This is a genomic window from Alteriqipengyuania halimionae (assembly GCF_009827575.1).
GTDB lineage: Bacteria > Pseudomonadota > Alphaproteobacteria > Sphingomonadales > Sphingomonadaceae > Alteriqipengyuania_A > Alteriqipengyuania_A halimionae.
The window spans coordinates 826,532-847,669 of the sequence record NZ_WTYR01000001.1; the positions used below are offsets into that span (position 1 = coordinate 826,532).

General features: G+C 64.7%; 12 protein-coding genes, 1 tRNA gene and 1 pseudogene. 7 read left to right on the top strand and 7 right to left on the bottom strand.

Going from position 1 to position 21,138, the window contains the following annotated elements:
- Nucleotides 1-5: 5 nt before the first annotated feature.
- The 3 genes from addB to trxA all read left to right on the top strand — a co-directional run bounded on the left by addB (nucleotide 6) and on the right by trxA (nucleotide 6,864).
- Entirely contained in the window at nucleotides 6-3,008 is a 3,003-nt protein-coding gene (addB, locus tag GRI68_RS04040) for a double-strand break repair protein AddB (protein ID WP_160616049.1), read from the top strand.
- Nucleotides 3,005-6,478, top strand: a complete 3,474-nt coding sequence (gene addA, locus GRI68_RS04045) for a double-strand break repair helicase AddA (RefSeq protein WP_160616050.1) — start codon at nucleotides 3,005-3,007, stop codon at nucleotides 6,476-6,478. Before addB ends, addA begins: the two co-directional genes overlap by 4 nt.
- A 65-nt stretch (nucleotides 6,479-6,543) precedes the next feature.
- On the top strand, nucleotides 6,544-6,864 hold the full coding sequence (gene trxA / locus GRI68_RS04050) for a thioredoxin (RefSeq protein ID WP_160616051.1): 321 nt from the start codon (nucleotides 6,544-6,546) through the stop codon (nucleotides 6,862-6,864).
- Between the two features lie 31 nt (nucleotides 6,865-6,895).
- Here the strand turns inward: trxA and GRI68_RS04055 are convergent, their stop codons facing one another.
- Nucleotides 6,896-7,702 carry an inositol monophosphatase family protein gene (locus GRI68_RS04055; protein ID WP_407643326.1) on the bottom strand — a complete coding sequence of 269 codons (807 nt, stop codon included), beginning with the start codon at nucleotides 7,700-7,702 and terminating at the stop codon, nucleotides 6,896-6,898.
- Nucleotides 7,699-8,925: a bifunctional glutamate N-acetyltransferase/amino-acid acetyltransferase ArgJ gene (gene argJ, locus GRI68_RS04060; protein ID WP_160616052.1), complete on the bottom strand. Its 1,227-nt coding sequence runs from the start codon at nucleotides 8,923-8,925 to the stop codon at nucleotides 7,699-7,701. The genes GRI68_RS04055 and argJ overlap by 4 nt, the downstream gene beginning before the upstream one ends.
- 95 nt (nucleotides 8,926-9,020) lie before the next feature.
- Here argJ and GRI68_RS04065 point away from each other — a divergent pair, with 95 nt between their 5' ends.
- From GRI68_RS04065 to GRI68_RS13995, 3 genes and pseudogenes are all read left to right on the top strand, one after another.
- Nucleotides 9,021-9,293 (top strand): hypothetical protein, encoded by a 273-nt coding sequence (locus GRI68_RS04065; protein WP_160616053.1) that lies wholly within the window; start codon nucleotides 9,021-9,023, stop codon nucleotides 9,291-9,293.
- Nucleotides 9,294-9,387: 94 nt separating this feature from the next.
- Nucleotides 9,388-11,934, top strand: a pseudogene (gene secA, locus GRI68_RS04070) (preprotein translocase subunit SecA); the annotation flags it as partial.
- 105 nt (nucleotides 11,935-12,039) lie between these two features.
- Nucleotides 12,040-12,117, top strand: coding sequence for an SEC-C metal-binding domain-containing protein (locus tag GRI68_RS13995; protein WP_407643362.1), 78 nt, complete (start codon nucleotides 12,040-12,042; stop codon nucleotides 12,115-12,117).
- Between the two features lie 73 nt (nucleotides 12,118-12,190).
- Here the strand turns inward: GRI68_RS13995 and GRI68_RS04075 are convergent.
- Nucleotides 12,191-12,265, bottom strand: a tRNA-Asn gene (locus tag GRI68_RS04075).
- 67 nt (nucleotides 12,266-12,332) lie between these two features.
- Nucleotides 12,333-13,115, bottom strand: a complete 783-nt coding sequence (locus tag GRI68_RS04080) for an NAD kinase (protein WP_160616055.1) — start codon at nucleotides 13,113-13,115, stop codon at nucleotides 12,333-12,335.
- A gap of 115 nt (nucleotides 13,116-13,230) precedes the next feature.
- On the opposite strand from GRI68_RS04080, the gene GRI68_RS04085 reads away from it, so the two are divergent.
- On the top strand, nucleotides 13,231-14,550 hold the full coding sequence (locus GRI68_RS04085; RefSeq protein WP_160616056.1) for a bifunctional diguanylate cyclase/phosphodiesterase: 1,320 nt from the start codon (nucleotides 13,231-13,233) through the stop codon (nucleotides 14,548-14,550).
- Nucleotides 14,551-14,554: 4 nt separating this feature from the next.
- Here the strand turns inward: GRI68_RS04085 and GRI68_RS04090 are convergent, their stop codons facing one another.
- From GRI68_RS04090 to GRI68_RS04100, 3 genes are all read right to left on the bottom strand, one after another.
- Entirely contained in the window at nucleotides 14,555-16,987 is a 2,433-nt protein-coding gene (locus GRI68_RS04090) for a S9 family peptidase (RefSeq protein WP_160616057.1), read from the bottom strand.
- Between the two features lie 56 nt (nucleotides 16,988-17,043).
- Nucleotides 17,044-20,526, bottom strand: a complete 3,483-nt coding sequence (mfd, locus tag GRI68_RS04095; RefSeq protein ID WP_160616058.1) for a transcription-repair coupling factor — start codon at nucleotides 20,524-20,526, stop codon at nucleotides 17,044-17,046.
- Between the two features lie 189 nt (nucleotides 20,527-20,715).
- Complete coding sequence (locus GRI68_RS04100; RefSeq protein WP_160616059.1) at nucleotides 20,716-20,994, bottom strand: FAD assembly factor SdhE; 279 nt, start codon at nucleotides 20,992-20,994, stop codon at nucleotides 20,716-20,718.
- Between the last annotated feature and the right edge of the window lie 144 nt (nucleotides 20,995-21,138).

Genomic DNA, 21,138 nt, shown 5'->3' on the forward strand with positions numbered 1-21,138 from the left:
GCGCGGTGGGCGCGGGCGCTCCGCAGATCTACACGATCGCAGCGCATCGCGGATTCGCCGATGCGCTCGTCGCCGGTCTGATCCCGCGTTATCGCGAGGAGGGGTTCGGTCTCGCGCGGGTTACCCTGTTGCTTCCGAGCCGTCGTGCCGCGCGCACCGTGACGGAGGCGTTCGTTCGCGCGTCGGATGGTGGCCTGCTGCTGCCTCGCATGGTGGTGGTGGGCGATCTCGACCTCGACGAGGCGCTTGGCTCGCTGCTCGATCCGATTGGCGAAGCGAACGATACCATTCCACCGGCAATCGATCCCACCCGCCGGCGGCTCGAACTCGCGGCACTGTTGCACGAGCACGATCCGCGCCGCAATCGGGGCGAAGAGCCACCGCCCGCCTCGGCGCGCTTGCGTGAAGCCGACCTGATCGGGCGGACGATCGACCGCCTGCTGGTGGAGGGCGTTTCCTCCGATGCACTGCTCTCCGATCGCGTGCTCGAACTGGTGCCCGATCTCGCCGATCACTGGAAAGCCTCGACGCTTGTGTTCGCGACCATCGAGCGGTTGTGGCAGGAGCGGTTGGCGCAATTCGGCCAGGTCGACCCACCGACCCGGCGCAATCTCCTGTTCGACCACGCGGCCCGGCGCTGGCGCGACGATCCGCCCGCAAGTCCGATCGTCGCGGCGGGCGTCACCAGTGCCTCGCCTTCGCTCGCGCGGTTGCTGCGCGTGGTCAGCGAATTGCCGCAAGGCGCGGTGATCCTGCCCGACCTGGCCCTGGCCGACCGGCTCGATGACGATGTCTGGGACGGACTTGGGCGTGCAGGCGTGCCTGAAGAGGTCGATGGCGCGCCGATCGGGCGCCGCGACGCGCTCACTCATCCGCAATACCATCTTAAACTGTTGCTCAACCGGATGGGCGTGAACCGCGCCGAGATCGACCAATGGCACCGCGCCGGGATGACCGCCGCGCGTCCCGAACGCAGCAAGGCGATCGCGAATCTCTTTTTGCCGCCGGGCCCCTCGGCGCGCTGGGCCGACCTCGGCAGCGAGGATCGGCGTCTTGAAGGCGTTACTCTGATGGAAAGCGCCAATTCCGAAGAGGAAGCGCAAGCCATCGCGATTCTCGTCCGCGAAGCGCTCGAAACGCCTGAAAGGCGCGTCGCGCTGGTGACCCCCGACCGCGGACTCGCCGCCCGTGTGGTCGCTCATCTGCGGCGCTGGAATATCGCGGCTGACGATACGGCGGGCACACCCCTGCCGCAGACAGCACCGGGACGCCTGTTCCTGCTTTCGGCGGAGATGCTGGGCGGCGAGGGCGGGCCGGTCGCGCTCACGGCGCTGCTCCAGCACCCTCTCGTGATGCGCTCCGGAAACCGCAAATCGTGGCTTGAGAATGCGCGCAAATTCGACCGTGCCTTGCGCGGGCCGCGTCCGGCTCCGGGCCTGGCTCCGCTGCGCGCGCTGGCCGTTGAAAAGCATATCCGAGACTGGTGGGACGAAGCCGAAGCGCTGATTGCACCGCTGTTCGATCCGCCCACAACTCTGCCGCTCAATCAGGCGCTGCGCCAGCTTTCGACGACGATCGAGGCGCTGGGCGGAACGACTGTGTGGGGCGGCGCGGAGGGCCGTGCGCTGTCCGCCTTCATCGAGAACTTGCGAACCGCTGCCGAGACCGTGCCGACCGACGTCGAACCGCGCGAGCTGCCGTCGATCCTGCGCGATGTGATGGAAGATATCGCGGTGCGACCGCCCTGGGGCGGACATCCGCGCGTTTCGATCTACGGCCTGCTCGAAAGCCGGATGAGCCGTGCCGAACTGGTGATCTGCGGCGCGATGCACGAAGGCTCCTGGCCTGCTTCCCCGACGCCCGACGCGTTGTTACCGCCGCCGGTCATGCGTGCGCTCGGCGTTCCCGATGGCGAGTTTCGCATCGGGCTTTCGGCGCACGATCTCGCCGCCGCACTCGGCGCGCCGGATGTCGTTCTCAGCCATGCGCGCCGCGATGAAAGCGGGCCGGTGATCCCTTCGCGGTTCGTCCAGCGGGTGCGAGCCCTGATGGGCGAGGATCTGGCGCAACGTCATACCGATGAACGCACCCCCGCGCTTGCTCGCTCGATCGACTGGACGGGACGCACCGATCCTGCGCCACGGCCCGCGCCCGACCCCGCGGCCGAGCGGCGCAAGGTGCCGATCGCGGTCACCGCGCTCGACCGGCTGCTGGGCGATCCCTACCAGTTCTACGCCTCGGAAATCCTGCGTCTGAAATCACTCGATGGCCTCGATGACGAGCCTTCGGCCAAGTGGAAGGGTACGGCAGCGCACAAGATCCTCCAGCGCTGGCACGAAGGCGAGGGCGATCTCGAAACGATCGCGCGCGAGGAGCTTGCAAAGATGTCGGGCCACCCGCTGGTGCGTCATCTGTGGTGGCCGCGCCTGCGCGAGGCGCTGGACTGGGTGGCCGACGAGACCGAAAAGATGCGCGCGGACGGTCGTATTCCGATCGCGATCGAGGAAAAGGGCACCGCGCAAGTCTGCGGCGCGACGCTGGTGGGACGGGCCGACCGGATCGATCGCTTGCCCGACGGCTCGCTCGCTATTCTCGATTACAAGACCGGTGCGCCGCCTTCGAAAGCGCAGGTCGAAAAGGGATTCGCGCTGCAGCTCGGGTTGATCGGGCTGATGGCGCGCGCGGGCGCGTTCAAGGGCGTGGCGGGCGATCCCGAACTGTTCGAATATTGGTCGCTGGGCCGCCTTCCCAAGACCGAGCAATTCGGCCACATCGCCGACCCGCATCCGACCCCGCGGGGCAAGCGCGGCATCCCGCGCGAGGAGTTCCTCGATCGCACGGCCCACTTCCTGCGCATGGCCGTCGAGAAATACATCGACGGGCGCGAGCCGTTCCTGGCGCGCGAGAACCCCGATTACGAGGCGTATACCGACTACGATCACCTGATGCGGCTCGAGGAATGGATCGCCTCACCTGACGACGAGGAAGCGGCGGAGGATGCCCTATGAGCGCGGTCCATCGTCTCGAAGGTGCGCAGGCCGAAGCGGTCGATCCGCGCGACACCGTCTGGCTCGGAGCGTCTGCGGGGACGGGGAAGACGCAGGTGCTGTCTGCCCGCGTCCTCCGCCTGCTGCTCGAACCCGGCGTGTCGCCGTCGCAGATCCTGTGCCTGACCTTTACCAAGGCGGGCGCGGCCGAAATGGCAGAGCGCGTCAACGGCGTGCTCGCCCGCTGGGTGCGGATGAAGGATGATGAACTGGGCAAGGAGCTTGCCCATATCGGCGCCGATGTCGGAGAAGAGACGCTCAACCGCGCGCGCACGCGGTTTGCGGCGGTCCTCGATTGTCCGGGGGGCGGGCTGAGGATCGATACGATCCACGCTTTCTCGACCTGGCTGCTCTCGGCGTTCCCCTATGAGGCGGGCCTCCCTCCCGGCCTGCGGGCGATGGAAGAGCGCGAGCAGGACCTGCTGTCGCGCGAGGTTCTGGCCGAACTGCTAGTCGACGCCGAAGCGGTGGGAGACACAGCGTCGCTCGATGCGCTTGCCTCGCTTTCGCTGCGGTTCGGGCCGGATGGCGCGGAAGCGTTCCTGCGGCGATGCGCCAAGCATATTGAGGCGTGGAAGGGCACGCGCGGGTTCCAGCCTCCGGTCCGCCCGCGCCTGATGCGGATGCTGGGGCTGGAAGCCGATGCATCGCCCGACGATCTGCCTGCGCTGTGTGCCGACGGTGCTTTCCCGTTGGAATCGCTGGGTCTTTGCCGCTCGATCCTCGAGGATTGGGGGACGAAGACGGGCCTGACAGGCGCGGCGACGATCGCACAATGGCAGGCGCTCGATCCTGCGGCGCGGCTTGCAGCCATCGACGAATTCTACGGCACCGTGCTCAACAAGGACGGGACGCCCAAGCAGATCGCCAACATCCTGAAGGTCGACGATCGCTACGGACCGGCGATCGACGACGTCAATCAGGCGCTTGATTCGATCGCCGAACAGCGCCGACTGATCGAACTCGCCGACTGGCTCGCGCCGGCGTATGAATTGGGGCGCCGCTATGCGCTGGCATGGGACGAAGCCAAGCAGCGCGAAGGCCTGATCGATTTCGACGACCAGATCCGCCTCGCCGCACATCTCCTGACCGATGCCGTTCCCGCCGATTGGATCCGGTTCAAGCTCGATCGCCGCTTCGATCATATCCTGGTCGACGAAGCGCAGGATACCAATGCCGACCAATGGCAGATCATCCTGGACGGGCTGGCCGACGATTTCTGGCGCGGCGAAGGCCAGCACGGGACAGAAACCCGCACGCTGTTCGTGGTCGGCGACTACAAGCAGGCGATCTTCGGCTTTCAGGGCACCAGCCCCGAAAACTTCCGCAAGGCGCGCGACCGGGTGCGGACGCGGATGGCCGACTATGCCGAAGCCTGGCGCAGCGCCAACTCCCGCGCGCGCGCTGAATCGGCTCCCCGCCCCTTGCGCGAGCTTGGGTTAGGTCGTTCCTTCCGCACCACCCAGCCCATCCTCTCCATCGTCGACGAAGCGATCGAGGCGATCGGGCATGAGGAAATCGGCCTCCGCGCGCAGGACGTCGAACCCCATGCCGGCGAGCACGGGCCGGGGCTGGTCGGGCTCTGGCGTCCGATTGGCGGAGAGGACGAGGACGAACGCGAAGAAGGCGAGGGTGGCGATTGGCTCCAGCCCAGCGATCGCCGTCTCGCCAAGCGGATCGCGCGGCAGGTGAAAGCCTGGATCGATGCGGGCTTCGCGCTCCACAAGCGCGGCGGCAAACGCGTGAGCCCGGGCGACATCATGGTGCTGGTTCGGCGGCGCAAGCAACTGGCTGGCCTGATCGTTGCCCGGCTGCATGAGGAAGGCGTCGCGGTGGCCGGGGTCGACCGTCTGCGGCTCGGCGATCCGCTGGCGGTCAAGGATGTGCTTTCCGCGCTGCGCTTTGCCGCGCAGCCGCTCGACGATCTCAATCTCGCCGCGCTGCTGGTCTCCCCCCTGGTCGGATGGTCGCAGGAGCAATTGCTCGATCACGGCTATCGCGAGGACCGGGTGCGGTTGTGGGATCATTTGCGTGCGTCCTCGCATTCCGACGTTGCGCAGGTCCTGCTGCAGTTCGAACCGCTGCTGGCGCAGGCCGACTTCGAGCCCCCGCAGAAGATCCTCCACTGGTTGCTGACCGGGCCGTGGGAAGGGCGCCGCAAGCTCGTCTCGCAATTGGGGCGCGAGGCCAACGATCCGCTCGACGAATTGCTGAACGCTGCCCACGCCTATGCCGTGTCGCAAGTGCCGAGCCTTTCAGGCTTCCTCCATTGGCTCGACGCGGGCGAGGGCGAGTTGAAGCGCGAGGCGGGGAGCGCGGGCGACCAGGTGCGGGTCATGACCGTGCATGGATCGAAGGGGCTGCAATCGCCGATCGTGATCCTTGCCGATGCGGCCGACAATCCGAACAACTCGCAGACCGACCGGCTCGATATCGAGGAGCCCGATCCCGCAGGCGATCCGTTGACGTTGCCCCTGCCCAAATTGTCGAAAGATCATCTGGTCGGCCCGCTGGCGCCGATCCTCGAAGATGCCAAGGCCGAAATGCTGCGCGAACACTGGCGCCTGCTGTATGTCGGCATGACGCGCGCGGAAGAAGCGCTGTTCGTCACCGGGTCGCTTGGCGCACGTGAAAAGAAACCCCACGACGATAGCTGGTATGCGCGGCTCCAAGCATTGTTCGACGAGGGCGAGTGGCGCGACGATCCGATCTGGGATGCTACCAACGTCCGGGGCAAGGCTGGCGATGGTGTGGCCAAGACTAGCGCAGGGCCCGATCCGGAGCCCGAAAAGCCGGCATGGCTTACCACGCCGATCGGCCCCGAGCCGCGTCCTCCGCGCCCGCTGGCTCCGTCGTCGCTGGGCGAGGACGAGGCACCCGACCCGCCGCTGCCGAGCGATGCGCTGGCGGTTGCGGCGCGGCGCGGAACGCTGATCCACGCCCTGCTCGAACGCTTGCCCGAAGTGCCGGAGGGCGAGCGCCAGGAACGCGCGCTGCGCTGGCTTGAAAAGCAGGCGGACGATCTGGCCCACGACATGCGCGCGGAAATGGCTTCGAGCGCGATCGCAGTGCTCGACGATCCGCAATGGGCCGAGCTGTTCGGTCCGCGCGCATTGGCGGAAGTCCCGATTGCGGCGACTGTGGGCGAAGCGGTGATTGCCGGCACGATCGACCGGTTGCTGATCGAGGACGAGCGCATCCTGATCGTCGATTTCAAGACCACGCTGCGCCCGCCCCATGCGCTCGACGGGGTGCCCGGATCCACCATTCGCCAGATGGCCGCCTACGCCGCGAGCCTGCGCGCCATATATCCCGGAAGGTCGGTCGAAGCCGCGGTGCTCTACACGCACACGCCGCAACTGATCGGTCTGCCGGATGCCTTGCTCGTCTCCGAAGGGCCGGAAGCGCGAGCGGAGCGGCGGAACGTCTGAGCGTCTCGTGCGCTTGCGTATCCGATCCGCGATCCTAGATAGATTGCACACGCAAAGGAGTTTTCATGTCCACCAAAGCTGTCACCGACGCCGATTTCCAGTCCACCGTTCTCGATAGCGACAAGCCCGTGCTGGTCGATTTCTGGGCCGAGTGGTGCGGCCCGTGCAAGATGATCGCGCCGGCGCTGGAAGAGATTTCCGAAGAGCTGGCCGACAAGGTGACGATCGCCAAGATGGACATCATGGAAAGCACCGAAGTGCCGCAGAAATATGGCGTCCAGTCGATCCCGCTGATGGTGCTGTTCAAGAATGGCGAAGCGGTTGCGCAGAAGCTCGGTGCCGCGCCCAAATCGCAGCTTCAGAGCTGGCTCGAGAGCGAGCTTTGATGCGCCGCTGGATCCCCGTGAGAGCGGGGATTCAGCCCATGGCGGCGATCCGCTCCGCCAGTGCATCCCACAATTGCGGCGTGGCCGCTCCGATCAGGCCCGTGCGCTCCCAGTCCGCGGGCCGATAGGCGCTGCCATCGAGCCGCGCGACCTTGCCGCCCGCTTCGTTGAGCCACAGCGCCCCCGCCGCGTGATCCCATGGCAGGGTGCGGTTGAACAGCGAAACGTCGTTTTCCCCGAGTGCGAGCCGCGGATATTGTTCGGCGGCGCAGCGGGGAATGTCGACCAGTTCGTAATGCGGCGCGATATGCTCGGACACTGCCGCGCGCTCGGCCTGGTCGAGGAAAATCAGTGAAATCGCGGCGATCGGCACGTCGTGCCCGGTCGCGCGCGCCGAAACCGGTTCGCCGTCCACGAATGCCCCGCCGCCCTGGATGGCGTGGCAGAAGCGGCCCGACAGGCAATCGTAGATCCAACCCGCGACCGTTTCCCCGCCCTCGGCCAGCGCGACCAGCACGCCGAAAGGCGGCTTGCCGAACGCGAAATTGTTCGTCCCGTCGAGCGGGTCGACGATCCAGCACAGCCCGTCGCCGAGCCGGTCCATGATCGATGGATCGGCCTCCGCCGCTTCTTCTCCCACGATCGAGGCCTGCGGCAGCAACCGCGCGAGACCCTCGGTGAGGATTGTCTCGCTCGCATGATCGGCCACGGTGACGACATCGTCGGCCGCCTTGTTCGTGATCTCGCCGTCGTCGAGCGTGCGGTAATGCGGCATGATCGCATCGCGGCTCGCGCGCGCCATCAGGGCATGAACCTGGCCGGTCAGGCTCTCGCTCACGAGCGGTAGTCCGCGTTGATCGAAATATAGCCGTGGGTGAGATCGCAGGTGTAGACCGTGGCCTGTCCGTCTCCGAGATCGATATCGACATCGATATCGATCTCCTGTCCTTTGAGATGCGCGGCAACCGGCGCTTCGTCATAGGTTTCGACTGCGCGGCCTTCGCGCGCCACCTCGATGCCGCCGAATGCAATCGACAGGCGGTCGCGATCCGCCGGTTCGCCGGCCTTGCCGACGGCCATCACCACACGGCCCCAATTGGCGTCCTCGCCCGCGATCGCGGTCTTCACCAGCGGCGAATTGGCGATCGAGAGGCCGATCCGGTGCGCGCTGTCATCCGAATCCGCGCCCGTCACCTTCACCGTGATGAACTTGCTTGCGCCTTCGCCGTCGCGCACCACGAGCCGGGCGAGCTGGCCGCACAAGTCCTCGAGCGCAGCGGCAAAGGCTTCGGCTTCGGGACTGTCGTCATCGGCGAGCGGGACATTGCCCGCCGCGCCGGTTGCGAAGGCAAGCACGGTGTCGCTGGTCGACGTGTCGCTATCGACGGTGATCGCACCGAAGCTGGCCCCGTTGGCCTGCGAGAGCATTGTCTGCAGCAGGGCCGGTTCGATCGCCGCATCGGTGACGATATAGCCGAGCATGGTCGCCATATCGGGCGCGATCATGCCGCTGCCCTTGATCACGCCGATCAGCGTGACCTCGGTATCGCCGATCGTTGCGGTGGTCGTCGCGCCCTTTTCGAACGTGTCGGTGGTGCCGATCGCACGCGCGACTTCGAGCCAATCGCACGGCTCCGCGAGGAGCGCGGCGGCGATCCCGGCGCGCGCCTTGTCCTTCGGCAGCGGCACGCCGATCACGCCGGTCGAGCTGACGAACACCTGCTCGGGGGAGCAATCGAGTTCGTCGGCCACCTGAGCCTGGATCTGTTCGACCGCTTCGCGCCCTGCGGCACCGGTGAAGGCATTGGCATTGCCCGCGTTGACGACCAGCGCGCGGGCCGATCCGCCGCCGATCTGCACGCGTCCGGCCTCGACTTCGGGCGAGGCGCAGGCGCTCTTGGTGAACAGCCCGGCGACTGCGGTGCCCTTGGCGAATTCGACCAGCGTCAGGTCGCACCGATCCCAGGTCTTATAGCGCGCACGCGCCACGCGCGGCGTCGCGCCAGTAATCGCGGGCAGGTTTGGAAAAGAACGGGCGAGGGGAGAGCGATCGAGGTCCATATCGCGATGCGCCTATGTCTTTGCTGCAACGCTCGCAAGCAAATGTCCGTCGAAGGTTTACGAAACGCGATCCAGCGATTACATCATCGGTCACGATGCTACGCCGTCTTCTCACCTGCCTCGCGGTTCTAACCGGCCTTGCTGCCGTTGCCGCGCCCGCGCAGGCCGAGAATGCTCGCTCGCTCGTCAGCCAGGTCGAATCGCAAATCGGCGATACCATCGACTGCAAGGATGACGACAAGGCATGCGAATGCCGTGCCAAGGGCAAGGACGGAAAAAAGATCGAGGATAAGGATTGTCCGCGCGAGAAGCGGCGCACGATCTACATTCCCCCGATCTATGTCGGCGTCGATCTCGCGCTGCAATAGCGCGCAGCCCCCTTATACGACCGCATTTTCGCGCTCCGGCCACTGACGCCGTGAGCGCATTTCCCTACATCACATCACGAAAGTCTCGGCCACCATGCTCGGCAACCTTTTCAAGGGCCTCTTCGGCTCGTCCAACGATCGCTACGTCGCCTCGATCAACAAGATCGTCGCGCAGATCGCCGCCTATGAAGACCAGATCAAGGCGTTGAGCGACGAGGAACTGCAGGGCCAGACGGCCAAGTTCCGCCGCCAGCTCGAAGAGGGCAAGACGCTCGACGATATTATGCCGGAAGCCTTCGCTACCGTGCGCGAAGCCTCGTTCCGCGTGCTCGGCATGCGGCATTTCGACGTGCAAATGGTCGGCGGCGTGGTGCTCCATCGCGGCGAGATCGCCGAAATGCGCACCGGTGAGGGCAAGACCCTGGTCGCGACCCTGGCCTGTTACCTTAACGCGCTCGAAGGCAAGGGCGTCCACGTCGTCACGGTCAACGACTACCTCGCCCGCCGCGACGCCGAATGGATGGGCCAGCTCTATGGCTGGATGGGCCTGACCGTCGGCGTGATCGTGCCGAACATGTCCGAACCCGGTCGGCGCGAAGCCTATGCGGCCGACATCACCTACGCGACCAATAACGAGCTCGGCTTCGACTACCTGCGCGACAACATGAAGCACGAGCGCAGCCAGATGGTGCAGCGCCCGTTCAATTTCGCGATCGTCGACGAAGTCGATTCGATCCTGATCGACGAAGCGCGCACCCCGCTGATCATCTCCGGCCCGACCGAGGACAAGTCCGATCTGTACATCGCGGTCGATGCGGTGGTGAAGCGGATCACCGACGATCTTTACGAAGCCGACGAGAAGACCAAGAACGTCCAGCTGACCGAAGACGGCATCGAATGGGCCGAGCGCGAGCTCGAGAAGGAAGGCCTGCTCGAAGGCGACAACCTCTACGACATCGAGAACACGCAGGTGGTCCACCACCTCGACCAGGCGCTCAAGGCCAACGTCATGTTCAAGCGCGACACCGACTACATCGTAAAGGACGAGAAAGTCGTCATCATCGATGAATTTACCGGCCGCATGATGGACGGACGCCGCTGGTCGAACGGCCTGCACCAGGCGGTCGAGGCGAAGGAAGGCGTCAAGATCGAGCCGGAGAACCAGACGCTCGCCTCGATCACCTTCCAGAACTATTTCCGCATGTATCCCAAGCTCGCCGGCATGACCGGCACCGCGGCCACCGAAGCGGCCGAGTTCTGGGACATCTACAAGCTCAACGTGGTCGAAATCCCGACCAACCTCCCGGTCCAGCGGATCGACGAGGATGACGAATTCTACAAGAACACGCTCGACAAGTTCAAAGCGATCGCCGGCGCGATCCGCGAGAAGAACGAGATCGGCCAGCCGGTGCTGGTTGGCACGGTCTCGATCGAGAAATCGGAACTGCTGTCGAAATTCCTCGACGAGGAAGGCGTCAAGCACGCGGTGCTCAATGCGCGCTTCCACGAAAGCGAGGCGCATATCGTCGCCCAGGCGGGCCGGATCGGCGCGGTGACCATCGCCACCAACATGGCCGGTCGCGGGACCGACATCCAGCTCGGCGGCAACCTCGAATTCCGGATGAACGACGAGCTTTCCGACATGGAAGAGGGCCCCGAACGCGATGCCGCGATCGAGCGCCTGAAAGCCGAAATCGAGGAAGAAAAGCAGCGGGTGAAGGACGCCGGCGGCCTGTTCGTGCTCGGCACCGAGCGGCATGAATCGCGTCGCATCGACAACCAGTTGCGCGGCCGTTCGGGCCGTCAGGGCGACCCCGGCCTGTCGCGCTTCTACCTCTGCCTCGAGGACGATCTCCTGCGCATCTTCGGCCCGGACACGCTGTTCGCCAAGATGATGAATTCGAACCTCGAAGATGGCGAGGCGATCGGTTCCAAATGGCTTTCCAAGGCGATCGAGACCGCGCAGAAGAAGGTCGAGGCGCGCAATTACGAGGCTCGCAAGCAGGTCGTCGAATTCGACGACGTGATGAACGACCAGCGCAAGGTGATCTACGACCAGCGTGCCGAGATCATGGACAGCGAAACGGTCGACGACGTGATGCTCGACATGCGCGAAGACACGATCAACGCGATGGTGACCGAGCATTGCCCGCCCGGATCCTATCCCGAGCAGTGGGATGTCGCCGGGCTCAAGGAAAAGGTCGAGGAAGTCCTCGCCGTGCCCGCGCCGATCGAATCCTGGATCGAGGAAGACGGGATCGACCAGTCCGAAATCGAGGAACGCCTGGGCAAGGCGACCGAAGAAAAGATGCAGGCCAAGATCGAGCGCACCGACGCTTCGATCTGGCGCACGGTCGAAAAGAGCGTGCTGCTCCAGCGGCTCGACCACCACTGGAAGGAGCACCTTGCCACTCTCGATGCGCTGCGCACCGTCGTGTTCCTGCGCGCCCATGCACAGAAGCAGCCGATCAACGAATACAAGCGCGAGGCGTTCGGCCTGTTCGAGAACATGCTCGACCAGCTGCGTGAGGACGTGACCCGGATTCTCGCCACCAGCGACATCCAGGTCCCGGCCCCCACGGTCGACGAGCTGCCCGACCTGCCCGATTTCCTGACCGGCCATATCGATCCGCTGACCGGACGGAATGACGCCGAAGGCATGAGCGCGGGCGCAACCGGACAGATGGCCGGACTGGGCGCGATGCCGCAGGGTGCCGAAGGTGAGGGCGACAATCCCTATGCCGGCATGAACCTCAACCGCAACGCCCCGTGCCCCTGCGGTTCGGGTGCAAAGTACAAGCACTGCCACGGCAGGGCGGGTTAAGCCGGAGGGCAACGAAAAAGGCGCCGGAAGCAATCGAGCTTCCGGCGCCTTTTTCATGTCCGCGAGAGGTGGGTGGCTCCCCGAGTTGGATTCGAACCAACGACCAAGTGATTAACAGTCACCTACTCTACCGCTGAGCTATCGGGGAATACCCATCTCTCGCGGAAGCGCGCCTATATGCGGGCGATTCACCGATTGCAAGACCGCTTCACCATTCAAGTGACGAATTGTTCGGCAACGATCCGTTCTTCGAGTGTCTTTCCCTTGTCGAACAGCAGGGTGAGCGTCCGCGAGGTGTCGATCGAGACGGTAACCTCGTCGATATCGCGCAGTTCTTTCTGGTCTGCCACGGCGGAAACCGGCCGTTTGTCGGGCTCGATCACGCGGAAACCGATCTCGTAGTGATCAGGCAGGATTGCCCCGCGCCAGCGGCGTGGGCGAAACGCGCTGATCGGGGTGAGCGCGAGCATGTTCGATGTCAGCGGCAGAATCGGGCCGTTGGCGGAAAAATTGTAGGCGGTCGATCCCGCGGGTGTCGCCACCAGCACGCCATCGGCGGACAGCTCGGCGATCCGGCGCTTGCCGTTGACCGACACTTCGAGCTTCGCCGTCTGGCGGGTTTCACGCAGAAGAGAGACCTCGTTGATGGCGTGGTACTCGCGCACTTCCCCGCCATGGGTATGCGCCTTCATGCACAGAGGTTTCACGGCCACGGGCTGCGCGCGCGATACGCGTTCGGCCAGCGAGCGCGAGCGGGTGAGCCGGTTCATCAGAAAGCCGACCGTGCCGAGATTCAGGCCGAAAGCCGGAATCACCCGCCCTTGGTCGAGCATGGAATGCAGCGTCTGGAGCATGAAACCGTCCCCGCCCAGCACGACGGCGACATCGGCTTCGGCGAGCGGAACGAAATCGCCCTGTTCGCGAATCTCTGCAGCGGCCTCCTGCGCGCGCTCGCTATCAGCCGCCAGCAGGGCGAGCTTGCCGGTCTCGATGGTCATTTCGCCGTGGGCGTCCACTGTTCTCGCGCAAACATGGTGCCTCGTTATGGGGCAGGGGCACGATTGGCAATGGCATGTCGCATCCGGATTATTGCCAGCGCGAGCGCGGGAGCGCATGGACGGCCAGATGGGCGGCCACGATTCAGCTGACGATATTTCACGCGATCCGCTGACAGGTCTGCCTGTGATGGAGGAGGTGCGCTCTTCGTTGCGCACCTGGCTGAAAGACGCAGCCTCCAGCCAGTCCGCTCCCCAGGTTCACGCCGCTTTGATCGGCTTGCGGCGGTTCGATACGGTCAATCTGGCTTACGGAGAGAGCACTGGCGACGGCGCGCTGGTCGAAGTCGCGCGCCGTCTCAACCGCTTTTGCGAAGACGAGATCGACGGCGAATGGAAGCTCGCACGCGGCGGTGGGGGCCATTTCCTCGTCATCTTGCGTGGGAACTGCAGTCGAGAACGATGGCAGTGGCTGGCCGAGGAACTGGCCGATGCGATCGCGCACCCGATCAATGCCAGCGAAGGCGTGTTGCGCCTGTCTCCCCGCGTGGCTCTGCTGCGTGCCTTGTCGAGCGAGCGGGTCGATACCATGCTCGATCGCCTGTCGATCACGCTTGCCGAGCTCCAGCGCGAACAGAACCGGCGGGTCCAATGGGCCGACGGAGAACGCGCGTTATTGGGCCGGAGTGGAGCAGAGCTCGAGGCGGACCTGCTGCGCGCGATCGATCGCGACGAGATCGAGATCTGGTTCCAGCCCCAATATTCACTGAACGGCGGGATCCTGGTGGGGGCGGAAGCGCTGGCGCGCTGGCAGCACCGCGATCTAGGCCAGGTCGGTGCCTCTGCGCTGTTCACGATTGCCGAGCGCGCCGATCATGTGACGCCGCTATCGCGTCATATCGCCATGCGCGCGCTCGAACTGGCGAGCCAATGGCCGAGCCATTTGCGGCTATCGCTCAATGTGACGCCATCCGACCTTGCCGACAGCCGGTTTGCCACGCAAATGCTGTCGATCGTGCGACAGACCGCCTTCCTGCCGCAGAAGCTGACGATCGAAGTAACCGAACATGCGCTGCTCGGCGATCTCAGCACGGCGCAGGAAAGCCTCGAACAACTCGCCGAAGCCAAGATCGAGATCGCGTGCGACGATTTCGGCGCGGGCTTCTGCAATTTCCGCTACCTCAAGGTCCTTCCGATCGGTGCGATCAAGCTCGATCGCTCGATGGTCGAAGGCGTCACCACCGACACCCGCGACCTCGAAGTGATGCGGGCGATCATCGCGCTGGGCAAGGCGCTGAGCATGAAACTGATCGCCGAAGGCGTCGAGACCGAAGAATTGCGCGATCTCCTCGCCGCCGAAGGCTGCGATGTCTACCAGGGCTATTTCGGCGACCAACCGATGTCGGCCGCCGAATTCCTGACGCTCGCCAAAGGCTGAGCGATCACTCTGCGCTGGCGTCGTCCGTGTCCCGTTCGACCGGTGCGTTCTTCACATGCGTATCGAACCAGTCGAACATTTCCGCCAGCACGTGGAGCACCGATTCGCGACCGCGATAGCCGTGGTCTTCGTGCGGCAGCATGACGAGGCGCGCGGTGCCCCCGGTGCCTTTGACCGCGGCGAACATGCGTTCGGACTGCTGCGGGAAAGTGCCCGAGTTGCTATCGTTCATTCCGTGGGTGAACAGGATCGGTTCGTTGATCTTGTCCGCCGCCATGAACGGGCTGAGCTCGTAATAGGTTGCTGGCGTATCCCAGAAAATCCGCCGTTCCGACTGGAAGCCGAACGGGGTCAGCGTGCGATTGTACGCACCCGAACGCGCGATGCCGGCCCTGAAGATATCGCTCTGCGCCAGCAGGTGCGCCGTCATGAAGGCACCGTAGCTGTGCCCTCCCACGCCGACGCGCACTCCGTCGCCGAAGCCGCGTTCGACGGTGAAGTCCACAGCTGCCTGCGCCGAAGCAACGATCTGTTCGATGAAGGTGTCGTTGACCGTTTCGGGGTCGTCACCGATCACTGGCATCGCCGCGCGATCGAGCACGGCATAGCCCTGGGTCAGGAAGAATAGTTGCGAGTAGCCGCCGATTTGCGTGAAGCGATACGGCGAGTCGCGGTTCTGCCCTGCCGTTGCCGCATCGTTGTATTCCCGCGGATAGGCCCACACGACCACCGGCAGCTTGTCGCCTTCCTTGTATTCGGGCGGGAGATAGAGCGTGGCCGTGAGATCGACCCCGTCGGCGCGCTTGTAGGTCACGAGTTCGCGCTTGATCCCGGTCAGTTCGGGATGCGGATCGCGGAAGTCGGTCAGGGCCCGCACTTCGCCTTTCCGGTGCAGGCGGACATTGCCCGGATCGATCGGGTTCTCGAAATAGGTGATGAAGCTGTCGCCATCGTCGTCGAGAACGTCGATCACCGATTCGAGCTGTTCGCCGGAAGAACGCCACAATTCGGTGGTTTCGAGAGTGTCGAGATCGAAGCGCCGCAGGAACGGCCGCAAACCTTCGGGCGACGCGCCTGCGCCGGTCAGCAGCAGCGCGCCGTCATCCGATCGCGCGACCGAAAAGCCCCGATCGGTATAGGTCGTCACCGGTTCGCCCGGGTCGGCATAGGCATCCTGGATGTTGCGGATATTGATCTGCCGCGGCGCGTTGTTGCCGGTCACATCGACCAGGGTCTGACGGAGTTCGCGGGTGTCGCGATCGTACTCGTAAGCGACCAGATCATCCGATTTCTCGATCCCGAACGCGCCCGATGCACGATCTTCGAGCCGGACGAGAACCCGGGCTTCACTGTCGAAGGGAGCGGCCAGAGCCATGAGATTGTCGCGATTGTCGGTTTCGACGCGCGGATCGCCCCCGTCCTGCGCTTCGGCCCACACCAGCAGCGCATCCTCGGTCGGATGCCACTGGACGTTGCGCGGACCTTTGACGACGCCCTGCACCGGAAGGGCATCGGCGAGCGGTTGGCGGACGATCGTCTTCACCAGCTTTCCGTCGCGCGTGTAGACCGCCGTGGTGGTCGGGAAACGGTAATACGGGACCTGATAGGAGAACGGCTTTTCGATCCATTCCATCAGCATGTACTTGCCATCGGGCGAGAATGCGACGCTGGTATAGATGCGCGGTTCGCCCAGCTTGCGCTTGTTGCTGCCATCGGCATCCATCACCACGGGCTGGCTCGTGGTGAGCCATTCGAACATTGCCTCGTCGTGCGGATTTTCGAGCAGGTCCTGATAGGTGCGCGTCTGCGCTTCCTGCCCGCCCGATGCATCCTGGATCGCAGGGCCGACCGGAGTGAGCGAAGCGACCGGGCGCGGGCCGCGCGCCTCGGGAATGGTCAGCACCAGCAGCGATCCGTCGGGCAGAAAGCGCGGCGTCTGGAAGATCGGATTGACCCCGCCGGTCATGACCTTGCGCGCCGCCGCGGTCTGCGTGTCGAGGACGTAGAGATCCATCGCATCGCTGCGGGTGTTGGTGAACACCACGCTCGATCCGTCTGGTGCCCAGGAAACGTCGGAAATATCCGCGTCGGCGGGCATGGCGACGGGGCGTAGGTCACCGGAGGCGATGTCCTGCAGAGACAGGCCGATCGTGGCGCGGGTGCCGTAGCGATCGTTGATCGCCGCATCGAGCCGCATCCCGGCGAGCTTTTCCATCGGCTTGGCAAGCTCCGCCACCGGCGGCAGCGCTTCACGCTCTAGCAGCAAGAGCTGATCGTTGTCGGGCGAAACCGAAACGCGCGGACTGGGCGCGCGGGTGACGATATCGACCACGTCGGGCGGCGGAAGGCGATAGCCTTCCTGCGCGGCGGCGGGGGTGGCGGCGACAAGACCGATGGCCAGTGCAAAGGAACTGGCGGCGATGGATGGCAAACGCATGATGTGATTCTCCCTCGCGGCCACGCTAACCGCCGCACGGGGGCACGATCAATGCGCTATGCCGGAGCAGGTCTGCCTTTCGTCGAACGGCGCACCACGCCCGACAAACCCTTGGTGAGCTGGAAAAGCCCGTTCAGCCGCGATTGCGGATCGCCCCAGCTGCGGGTTACGACCAATTTCATGTCGGGCCGCAGCTTGGCAGCGCCTTTCAATCGGTCGACATAGGCGACGAGGCCCGGACCGTCGGGGAAATTGTCGTTGTGGAAGGTGACCAGCGCCCCCTTCGGGCCAAGGTCGATCTTGGCGATATGCGCCTCGATCGCCTGCTGCTTGATTTCTATGAGCTTGACCAGATTGGCGGTGGAATCCGGCAGCGGTCCAAAGCGGTCGATCATCTCGGCGGCGAGCGATTCGAGCTCGGCCTTGCCTTCGACCTGGTTGAGGCGGCGATAGAGCGCCATCCGCACCGCAAGATCCGGCACATAGTCTTCGGGAATCATGATCGGTGCATCGACGGTGATCTGCGGCGACAGGCCGGTGGTGTCCTTCTCCAGCCCCGCATCGCCGGCCTTGGCCATGACGATCGCGTCCTCGAGCATCGACTGGTAAAGTTCGAACCCGACTTCGCGAATATGACCCGATTGCTCGTCGCCGAGCAGGTTGCCGGCGCCGCGCAGGTCGAGATCGTGGCTGGCGAGCTGGAAACCCGCACCCAGGCTGTCGAGATCGCCCAGCACCTTGAGGCGCTTCTCGGCGACTTCGGACAATTGCGTGTCGGCGGGGTAGGTGAGGTAGGCATAGGCGCGCAATTTGGCCCGGCCGACGCGACCGCGCAGCTGGTAAAGCTGGGCGAGGCCGAAGCGGTCGGCGCGGTGGATGATGATCGTGTTGGCGCTCGGGATGTCGATCCCGCTTTCGACGATCGTGGTCGAGAGCAGCACTTCGTACTTTCCTTCGTAGAACGCGCCCATCCGGTCCTCGACCTCGCTCGGCGTCATCTGCCCATGCGCGGTGATCGCCTTGATTTCGGGCACGTTCTCTTTGAGCCAGTCCTCGACATCGGCCATGTCGGCAATACGCGGCACGACGATGAAGCTCTGCCCGCCGCGATGGTGTTCGCGCAGCAGGGCCTCGCGCATGATCATGTCGTCCCATTCGGTGACATAGGTGCGCGTGGCGAGGCGATCGACCGGCGGTGTCTGGATCGTCGACAATTCGCGCAGGCCCGACATGGCCATCTGCAAGGTGCGCGGGATCGGCGTCGCGGTGAGCGTGAGAACGTGAACGTCGGCGCGCAGCTGCTTGAGCTTCTCCTTGTGGGTCACCCCGAAGCGCTGTTCCTCGTCGACGATCACGAGGCCGAGGTCCTTGAAATTCACGTTCTTCGACAGGATCGCATGGGTGCCGATCACGATATCGACATCGCCCTTTTCTAGGCCTTCGCGGGTCTGCTTGGCTTCCTTGGGAGGTACGAGGCGCGAAAGGCGACCGATCTCCAGCGGAAAGCCCGAAAAACGCTCCCTGAAATTGGTGAAGTGCTGGCGCGCGAGCAGGGTGGTGGGCGCGACCACGGCGACCTGTCGTCCTTCCATCGCGGCGATGAAGGCGGCGCGCAGGGCGACCTCGGTCTTGCCGAAGCCGACATCGCCGCACACCAGCCGGTCCATCGGCCGTCCGGTGCCCAGATCGCGAATGACATCGTCGATCGCCGCGTCCTGGTCGTCGGTTTCCTCCCACGGGAATTTCTCGACGAACTGGTCGTAGGAAGATTTCTCGGGTTCGAGCACCGGCGCCTTGCGCAGGCTTCGGGCGGCGGCGGTCTTGAGCAATTCGTGCGCGATCTCGCGGATGCGTTCCTTGAGGCCCGACTTGCGGCGCTGCCACGCTTCGCCGCCCAGCTTGTCGAGCGGTACGCTGTCGCTTTCGCTGCCATAGCGCGAGAGGACGTCGAGGTTCTCGACCGGGATGTAGAGCTTGTCGCCGCCGGCATAGGAGAGCTGGACGCAATCGTGCGGGCTCTTGCCCACGGGGATCGATTGCAGCCCTTCGTAGCGCCCGATGCCGTGATCCATGTGGACGATGAGATCGCCCGGCGTGAGGGCGGATATCTCGGCGAGGAAGGCGTCCGCGCTCTTGCGTTTCTTCTTCCTGCGAACGAGCCGGTCGCCCAGCAGGTCCTGTTCGGTGACGAGTTCGATTTCGTCATTGGCGAAGCCGGTTTCGAGCGGAAGCACCAGCGCGACCGGCTGCTTCTTGGCCGCAATGCCCAAGGCTTCCTGCCAGCTGTTCGCCAATACCGTCTTGGCGCCGGCTTCTTCGAGGATGGAAGCGATGCGCGAGCGGCTGCCCTTGGAATAGGCGGCGAAGATCGCCTTGGCATCCTTTGCGCGCTTGCCGAGATATTTGGCCGCAGCATCGTAGGCGTTTTCGCCGCGCGCACGCTCCGGCGCAAAATCGCGGGCAGCCTTGAAGCCGAACTCGACCGTGGTGGGGCTTTCAGGCTCGGCGAAATGGCTCGCACGATGCACCGGCCGTTCGGCGAGGATGGCGCCGAGTTCGTGCTCGGTGAGGTAGAGCGCATTGGTGTCGAGCGGGCGATAGCTGCCCGAGGCCTGGCCCGAGGTTTCGCTGCGCTGCTTGTGATAGTCCGCGACGTCGGATAGGCGTTCGTCAGCCGAGCCGATAGCGGCGGCATCGATCAGGCTGACATCGTCGCCGAGATGATCGAACAGGGTGACGAGCTTGTCTTCGAACAGCGGAAGCCAGTGTTCCATCCCCGCCAGCCGACGGCCTTCGCTGACCGCCTGGTAGAGCGGGTCCTGTGTCGCATTGGCCCCGAACATCTCGCGATAGCGCGTACGGAAACGCTTGATGCTGTCTTCGTCGAGCAGCGCTTCGCTGGCCGGGAGCAGCAGGTGCTGGTCGACGGTGCGGACCGTGCGCTGGGTATCGGTGTCGAAGACTCGAAGGGACTCCAGCTCGTCGCCGAAGAAATCGAGCCGCAGCCCGCCTTCGAGCCCGCTGGGGTAAACGTCGAAGATCGAGCCGCGAACTGCGAATTCGCCGGCATCGACGACCGTATCGGTGCGATTGTACCCCTGGCGCGAAAGCAGCGCGGTGAGGCTGTCATGCCCGATCTCGACGCCGGGCTTGAGTTCGCGCACCGACTCGCGAATCCGGAAGGACGAGAGCACGCGCTGGGTGACCGCGTTGGCGGTGGTGACCAGCAGCTGGTTGGCGCCCTTCGCCTGCAAACGATGGAGCGTCGAGAGCCGCTGCGCGCTGACCGAGAGCGCCGGGCTCGCGCGGTCGTAAGGCAGGCAATCCCAGCCCGGGAATTGCAGCACTTCGAGCTCGGGCGCGAAGAAACTTGCGGCTTCGGCAATCGCGCGCATCGCGGCGGCATCGGGCGCGATGAAGACCGCCCGGCGCGATGCCGCGCGGGCGAGATCGGCCAGCACCAGCGGTTGGGCCCCGCGCGCGATGCCGGAAAGCGTCAGCGGCTCTTTCGCCGTCAGGATACGGGAGAAATCGGGCATGCGGTCTATCCAAGCAAGCGCGAGCGAAACCGTTCCGTCACGCACGAAAAACCCCCTCTTTTTCAGAGGAGGGGAGCGAATGTTGAGGCGAGCGAAGCGCGCGTCTCGCGCATGGCCTCGCTACGAATTGAATTTCTTTGCGCGCAGAAGCTCGCGCATGTCCTCATCTGGCGAGTAGGAAGGCGAAAATCAACGCGGGATATCGACGAAGTCGAGCCGTTGCATCGCGTCCATTTGCGGGCCGGCGAATTGCTCGGGCACTGCAGCCGTCTTGAGCATCCATGCCATCACGTCGACATCGTCTTCCTCGAGCAGGGCTTCGAACCACACCAGTTCGGCCTCGCCCCATTCGCCCGAATAGCGATCGAAGAACCCGCCGAAGGTGTAATCCGCCTCGCGCGTGCCGCGATGCCAGGCGCGGAACTTGGCCTTGGCGAAACGTTGGGTGAGGTCGGGATTGTCTGCCATGCGGAGCGGTTAGGCCAGGCTACCTTGCCTTTCAACTCGTCATTGCGAGGCGCCGCAGGCGACGCGGCAATCCTGCGCTGGCGCTTTGCCACTAGGGATTGCTTCGCTCTGCTCGCAATGAGGAATTTTAGTTGGTAGCGAAGC